Raw genomic sequence first — 3,510 nt, forward strand, 5'->3', positions numbered from 1 at the left:
AAGTTCAGGATGACGGAGTACAAGTTCAGGATGACGGAGTACAGGTTCAGGATGACGGAGTACGGATTCAGGATGACGGAGTACGGGTTCAGGATAACGGAGGTTGGGTTCAGGATGACGGAAGTTGGGTTCAGCATGATGGCGTTTGAATGCATGCTGAATTTATTTCAGTATCCATTCTCGTCATACTGAATTTATTTCAGTATCTGGGCCTTTAGTTGTTAAGGTAGAATTATTATCTTTATTTCTGTTTAATAACCCAAAATATGGCTACTAAACTGGAATAGTAAGCACTGAATATGACCTACTTAAAAGTGCCAATAGCGGTCGTAGCGGTAGCTCGAAAAAAAACTGGTTTTAACGATCTTATTTGTCACCATTGCCGCCGTTCACTGGTCCTAGTGCAATTGACTGTTTCAGATCCAAAAATGAAACTCCATCGACCCCGCAGGTAAATAGCTTTCGATTGTCAACGAGTCGCTTATTTCAGTTATAGAAAGTTTTCAACTTTAGTGTTCTCCGACATTAAGCGCCTTTTAGTGAGTGAATGAGAAGTCTATGATTTTTATTCTGCCGTGTTCGAACAATGTGTTGTCTTCAAGAGCAACTTCGCTCTTGATGTGAAACGAAATTTTATATTTTAAATAGCAAGTAAGTTTTAAAGACCCCGTTAGCATGAAATTAAGTCAAATATCAGACTTTAAGCATCATATCTGCCAAGAATCATCGGCTTTCCAGTTAGATACCCATTTGGGAATATCAATGGCAGGCATGGGTCGAGCAATGCCATAACCCTGCGCCAAATGACAACCAAGTTTTAATAATGCTAATCCATGAGGAATAGTTTCTACGCCCTCAGCAATCACGTCACGCCGGAATGCTTTAGCTAATCCTATTACAGCTTCAACAATAGCGGAATCATCAGCATTTTCTAACATCTCCCGTACAAAGGTTTGGTCGATTTTAATTAAGTGCGCTGGCAGGCGTCTAAGATAGGTAAGTGACGAATAGCCCGTGCCGAAGTCATCTAAAGCAAAGCGTACGCCAAGTTCACAGCATGCATTCATAGTCGCAGACACTTGGCTGATATCATGTAAGGCACTAGTTTCGAGTATTTCTAATTCTAAACAGTTGGGGGCCACTTCAGGATGGATCGCTAGCAATGTAGCTAAGCGAGTTGTGAAGTTACTTTGTTGTACTTGATAGGCACTGATGTTGACACTGACTGGGAGATTTATTCCCATGTTTCGCCATTGGATTATTTGGCTTAATGCCCTATCTATGACCCATTCACCCAGTTCTAAACTTACGGCATGACCTTCTATCACAGGTAAAAAATCTAAAGGCGGAACTAAGCCACGTACTGAATGCTGCCAGCGGATTAACGCTTCTACCCCTATCACTTCGCCAGTCTGCATATTCACCTTGGGTTGATAGTGCAGCACAAACTCGTCACTAGCCATAGCTGTACGAACATCGTTGATACTTTTTCGTTGCGTATTAATTAAATTATCTTTTGCAGTATCAAACAGGTGATAACGGTTTTTACCTTCTTGCTTGGCAACATACATGGCTTGGTCGGCACGACGTATGAGTGGGTCTGCTTCCACACCGTCTTGTGGATAAAAGGCGACACCAATACTCACTGAAACTTGCATGATGACATCGCCCACGGTTACAGGATTAGCCGCGGCCTTTAGTAGACATTCTAATATCGGTACACTATCTTCGGGCTTTTCTAAATTAATCATTACTGCGATAAATTCATCACCGCCAATACGTGCGAGCGTGTCATCTTCATGTAAAGCTGCTTGCATCTGTTGTGACACTGCAATAAGCAACTCGTCCCCCATATTATGGCCATACTTGTCATTGACGTCTTTAAAGCCATCTAAGTCCATAAAGGCAACGGCTAATGACTGACTACCACGTTGGCATTGCACCATAGCTTGTGTAATGCGGTCTGCCACTAATACGCGATTAGGCAAATTGGTTAGTAGATCGTAATGAGTAATGCGTTCCAATTGCCCTTGATAAGCCTTTATAGATGAAATGTCAGTGGATAATGAAACGTAGTGTTGTGTAAGACCATCAGCATTTTTTACAGCACTAATGGATAGCATTGCGGGAAATATTTGACCATTTTTACGACGGTTCGATATCTCGCCACGCCAATGCCCCTGTGTTTGCAGCGTATCCCACATTTCACTAAAAAATTCTGGCGATTCGCGGCCAGATTGGAGAATCCTTGAATTTTCTCCCAGTACATCTTTAGAATCGTAACCAGTGATGCGGCTGAATGTATCGTTGACTTCAGTAATAGTCGCAGTTGCATCGGTTATCATGATGCTCTCTTGGGTATGGATAAAAACACTGGCTGCACGTCTTATCTTTTGTAGCAGATGCTCTTTCTCTTCGTTAGCAATGACTAATTCATCTGCTCGCTTGTCTTTTTCTTCGTTAGCAATGACTAATTCATCTGCTCGCTTGTCTTTCTCTTCGTTGGCAATGACTAATTCATCTACCCGCTCGGTGACGTCCTCCATGGACAATAAAATAATCAGTTCTCTATCTTCATCTTCTTCAATCTGTCGGGCATTCATCAGCATGATTCGCCGACCTATATTGGCAAAATCGTGCTCAACTAGGTAGTCATTAAAACTGGTTGTCTGAGTTAAAATTGTTTCTAATAGTTCTCGCAGTGCAGGAATATCCCATTGTTTATTGTCTAACTCGTGTATGAGGTATCCGATGGCATTTTCAGACTTGACATGAAAAAACGTATAAAAAGAATCGTTTGCAGTAACTATCCTTAAATTTTTATCTAGTGTAATTATGGAGGGACGCATCGCATTGATGACTATATCAGCATACTCGGACATTTTTTGATTTCCTCAGGCCATCTACAAATCACAGTAGAGCTAAAATAAGTATTACTCGTTGCTTCACTCTTGAAAAAGTGACTTTGATTTAATTAGGCTAAAGCCAATTACTTTCATAAATGACTTAAAGCATTTGCTAAACGAAGCGTCAACCGTTTAACGCTAACACATATCTCAATCGATTGTATCTTTAGGTCGATTGCACTATGAATTGATTTGTCTATCTAAGCTTTGTTATGACCTTTACAGCTATCTATTCAAAGATCCGCTTATCGCTCAAACTTACCCTTTATTCAGTTTTGCAATAGCTTATTGCAAAACTGGGTGTCCAGCGTTTTGGCAATAACCGAAGATTACTCGATTATTAAACATACAATATTAAACAGACACTCACTCTAAATTTCTGGTTTGAAGATTGTCTATTGTTGGTGCCTGGTCTTTGAGTTGTTAATGTCGAGATCCTGAAATAAATTCAGGATGACGGCGCTTGGGTTCAGGATGATGGAGTTTGCCTTCATACTGAATTTATTCCAGTATCCACTATCGTCATGCTGAATTTATTTCAGTATCCACTATCGTCATGCTGAATTTATTTCAGTATCCACTATCGTCATGCTGAATTTATTTC

2 protein-coding genes are annotated in these 3,510 nt (G+C 40.6%); one reads left to right on the plus strand and one right to left on the minus strand.

Annotation, left to right across the window (positions count from 1 at the left end; all coding sequences use genetic code 11):
- Positions 1-192: hypothetical protein (locus H4J76_RS19765; protein WP_220466062.1), on the plus strand; the 192-nt coding region annotated here is incomplete at its 5' end.
- A gap of 515 nt (positions 193-707) precedes the next feature.
- Here the strand turns inward: H4J76_RS19765 and H4J76_RS19275 are convergent.
- Entirely contained in the window at positions 708-2,882 is a 2,175-nt protein-coding gene (locus H4J76_RS19275) for a bifunctional diguanylate cyclase/phosphodiesterase (RefSeq protein ID WP_182231119.1), read from the minus strand.
- Between the last annotated feature and the right edge of the window lie 628 nt (positions 2,883-3,510).

Source organism: Colwellia sp. BRX9-1 (assembly GCF_014077195.1).
In the GTDB taxonomy this organism is placed as follows: Bacteria; Pseudomonadota; Gammaproteobacteria; order Enterobacterales; family Alteromonadaceae; genus Colwellia_A.

Coding starts and splice junctions, on each gene's coding strand:
- H4J76_RS19275 (WP_182231119.1), bottom strand. CDS start 2,882: ATGTCCGAGTATGCTGATATAGTCATCAATGCGATGCGTCCCTCCATA.